The 3878-nt window shown below is 34.6% G+C and carries 3 protein-coding genes; all 3 read right to left on the bottom strand.

Going from position 1 to position 3878, the window contains the following annotated elements:
* Nucleotides 1–198, bottom strand: a 198-nt coding sequence (locus Q0409_RS07765; RefSeq protein ID WP_298536726.1) for a hypothetical protein, incomplete at its 3' end; no start/stop codon positions are given.
* 133 nt (nt 199–331) lie between these two features.
* Nucleotides 332–2137 (bottom strand): Ig-like domain-containing protein, encoded by a 1806-nt coding sequence (locus Q0409_RS07760; protein WP_298536724.1) that lies wholly within the window; start codon nt 2135–2137, stop codon nt 332–334.
* A 7-nt stretch (nt 2138–2144) separates the two neighbouring features.
* Entirely contained in the window at nt 2145–3455 is a 1311-nt protein-coding gene (locus Q0409_RS07755) for a hypothetical protein (RefSeq protein WP_298536720.1), read from the bottom strand.
* Between the last annotated feature and the right edge of the window lie 423 nt (nt 3456–3878).

Below are 3878 nucleotides of genomic sequence, written 5' to 3'. Positions count from 1 at the left end.
TAGTTCAGCATCAGAAGAACAGGAAGCGCTGACGGAATCAACGGAAAGTACTTCAGCCGAAGGGCTTTCCATAGAATCTGCAACATTGACATCATCTAAAACCAGAGCTGAATCCGCATCAATGGCGGAAACGGAACTCATGCCTAAAGAGATAATCAATATCGAAACAAACAATAGTTTATATCTTAATTTCAACACATCCCACCTTCCAAATAATATGATAACAATAAAAATAAAATGTAATCCATTTTATTTATTCACTGCACAAATCCCGCATCATAAGCCATGATGTAGTGAATAAATAAAATGAAAAAATAGGATTAGGAAAATCCTATTTTACCTTAATTTTTACAGTTTTGCTGATTGCCTTGTACCACTTGTCTCCCCTGAATGCTATCTTGGACTTGAATGTTCCTTTCTTGGACAACTTGGTGATCTTGAAGGTAGCAACTCCTTTCTTGTTGGTCTTTGCAGTGTAAGTCTTCTTGCCTATCTTAAGGGTAAGCTTGGTGTTTTTCATCACTTTGCCCTTGTTGTCCTTAAGTGTTGCAGTGTACTTCTTGACTTTTGCTTTGACCTTGAAGGTCTTTGCCTTGGCAGCAAGTTTAGGTTTTGCCTTGTTAACAACTACTTTAGGCTTTACGGTTGAAGCCTTGTATGAGCTGTCCCCTGCAAACTTGACGGTTGCAGTGTATGTCTTAGGAACAAGGGTTGCAACATTGAGGCTTACCTGACCTTTGCTGTTGGTCTTCAATGTCTTAGTGATTGAACCGACTTTCACAGTCACTTTCTTGTTAGCCAAAGCCTTTCCGTTTGCATCCTTAAGGGTTATGACCAATTTTTTAGCAACATTGTAGGTTGCAGTTACCTTGGATGCAGAGAGCTTGGTAGCGTCTTTGGTTGGAGTCACAGGAGTGCTGTTGGAACCGTTGGTGTCATTTGTTGAATTATCTCCTGCAGGAACTGTGAAATTAAATACCTTAGACCCTTCTGCTAAATTATAGTAATTGTTTCCAGCGAAATTCACTTTAATTTCAAACTCATCCGGAACTTCAGTAACTTTGATTTGACCATTGGAATCTGTAACATCTGATTTTTGATCATCTCCAATTGCATAGTTTACAGTAGCTCCTGCAATAGGTTTGCCTTCAGCAGTCAAGGTAATGACTACCACTTTGCTTTCATTAGTAATGGAAATTGCTGTATCCGCAGATACTGGAACATCAAAGTAAGTGTAATCATCAACAACTGACTTTTCTTGAACCTTGGCAAAGTCATAGTTATTGTTTTCAACAGTGACATAATCTGCAGAATTTGCTTGCGCTTTAACCACTCCTTTAATATTTGTATTTTTAAAAGTGGAATCTTTAACAATCAATTTTGCTTGTTGGTTTTCAAATATAGGATCCCATCCATCCCATCCAGTAACTATTACAGTAGGGCCGCAACTGGTAGAAATAACATTATCTACTGAAATATTTTCAAAAGCACAATCAGAAATATTAATATTAGCATACCAGTACCCAACTATAACTGAATCGGAGTCATAATTTGAAAATATACAACCATCAAATTTATAATTGAATATTGAAACAAACATTTCCCAAGTCCAATAGTCCTCATAAAAACGACTGCCATCACCAGTATATTCAAGTTCTTTTTCATCAAGAATCTTTTCAAGAGTGATTGGAGAGTTAAAAGTACAATTAACAAAATTATAATTAAAGCCAGTTAATGAAATTGGAGATTTGAAAGTAACATTAACAAATGTTAATGCTCCACCACCATTTTCCACAGATTCCATTAATCCACCAACTTCATCCACATATCCTCTAGATAAAACAAAAGAATCAATGAATGAATTTTGATTTCCTATTATCGCAATATCCTTTTCCAGATAGGATAAGAATTTACGTTCACATGACCAAGTACCATCTGAAAGATAAATATTGCCTCCTTCTTCCCAAAGAGAGACTATTGCTTCTGTTAAATCATCACCATCATTAACGATTTTATCATCACTTAATGTTTCTTGATATGAAGCACCTAAGATATTTTCTTGCCTTTTTGATGGTAATGGATTAGGTGCATTGTATACATTTCCACTTCCATTATAAACTGTTTGAGGGCTATTCACAAAAGTATTATTTTAAAAGTACTGTAGTGGTAGTATAAATTGTATGATTGATAAATTGATTGTTTGTAATGACTAAATGAGCTTCACCTTCACTAATATTCGCATATTGTTTTGTGTTGAATCCTGCTATTGCTTGACCTTTTTTTCCACCATTGTGAATGAAAGTTGAACCATTTACATATAATGTTCCTCCGTTCATAGCAGCTATTGCACCACCATTACCATTGGAATGCAGATTGTTGTTGTCTACGAATCTGCAATTATTTACAGTTACATTATATGGTTTGGAAGCGAAGAAGTAATTGGATGCACCTATTGCGCCTCCACCACTATTAGTGGAACAGTTGTTGTTGGTGAAGTTGGAATCATATACTTCTAAGTCTGAATAAGTGTATAATGCTCCACCATTCCATCCTGCAACATTGCCATCGAATGAACAGTTTCTAATAACTGTTTTTGCATTTGTATGAGTGTGGATTGCACCAGCCCACTGATATGCGCTATTATTATTAAAGATAGAATCCCAAACATTTAAAATTCCACAATTATTAATGCAACCAGGTTCTGTGTATCCGTAATTGTTTTCAAAAGTACAATTTCTTACATTCATAATAACTGCAGTAGTTGAACTTGCATTGTGATTTGTTATCACTCCAAATGCTGCATTACAATTCCTGAAAACACAATTAGTGATGTTCATAGTTCCTTCATTATTGTATATTACGGAATTGTGACCAGTATCTGATGCATTGACATTTTCGAAAGTACATCCTTTTATGACAGTTGTGCCTGAAGTCAGCATTTGCATTACCATAGTGGTTGACAAGTCCTTAAATTTCACATTTTCGAAAGTTATGTGATAGGTTGTATTGGAACCGTAGAATGGAATTCCTGAATAACTTCCGGTAATGTAACTAGTAGAGGTACCTACAATTTTTGCATTGTTTCCGAATACAATTTGGCTATCTGGTGTGTAATTAACATTGCTAGCTAAATTGATTGTTTTGTCTCCGCTAGAACTCGCATTTCCTGCAAGCTGTGCCCAATTGTTAACAGTGACAGTAGTTGCCCTTGTGTTTCCTTCTTCATCGTTTGTCTCTATGGATACATCAGACTGATCTGCCTCTGAATCTGCATCGGCAGGTTCGGCTGAAATGATATCGTCCGTTGGCAAGTCTGCATCGACAGCTTCATCTGTGATGACCACATCATCGATAGCATCACCAACAGCATCTGTTGATATGTCTTCTGCCGCACTTGCGGCCCCCACGAGACAACAGAGAAGCACTAAAAAAATGGCTAAAAATTTCATTTTCATTTTTCTTTTCCTCCATATTTCATTCCTTATAATTCCCCTTCCTTTCAGTTTTCAAAGGAGAAAAAATATTAAAGACCCAATTTTATACAACTTATTTTGGTAGGTATAAAATTTTTATGTGTTTCTATGTAAAACACATAAAAAATTTGCCCAAACCTATAAAACTCTAATGAAAATTGGTTAAAAATTAAAGTTTAATAAAATTTATTAAATCAAAATTGATAAATTAGACCCTTATTATCAAATATATTTGATAGCATATAAAATAAATTTTATATAATAATATATGGGTATGTATATATTTAAATGTTTCCAAACAGTTCTGCATATTATAAATATTGCATAAAAAACCAGTTTTTATTTAATAAAAATATCATTTTCTTTTTTTTTTTTTTCGTTTATAAATTATAAAAATAGTTGTAC

This window comes from uncultured Methanobrevibacter sp., from assembly GCF_937898925.1.
Classification (GTDB): domain Archaea; phylum Methanobacteriota; class Methanobacteria; order Methanobacteriales; family Methanobacteriaceae; genus Methanobrevibacter.
The sequence above is the reverse complement of the archived record's forward strand: the minus strand, read 5'-3'. Positions and strand labels throughout refer to the sequence as shown.

Excerpts from the sequence above, each read along its gene's own strand:
- Q0409_RS07755 (WP_298536720.1), bottom strand. The coding sequence starts at position 3,455 with ATGAAAATGAAATTTTTAGCCATTTTTTTAGTGCTTCTCTGTTGTCTC.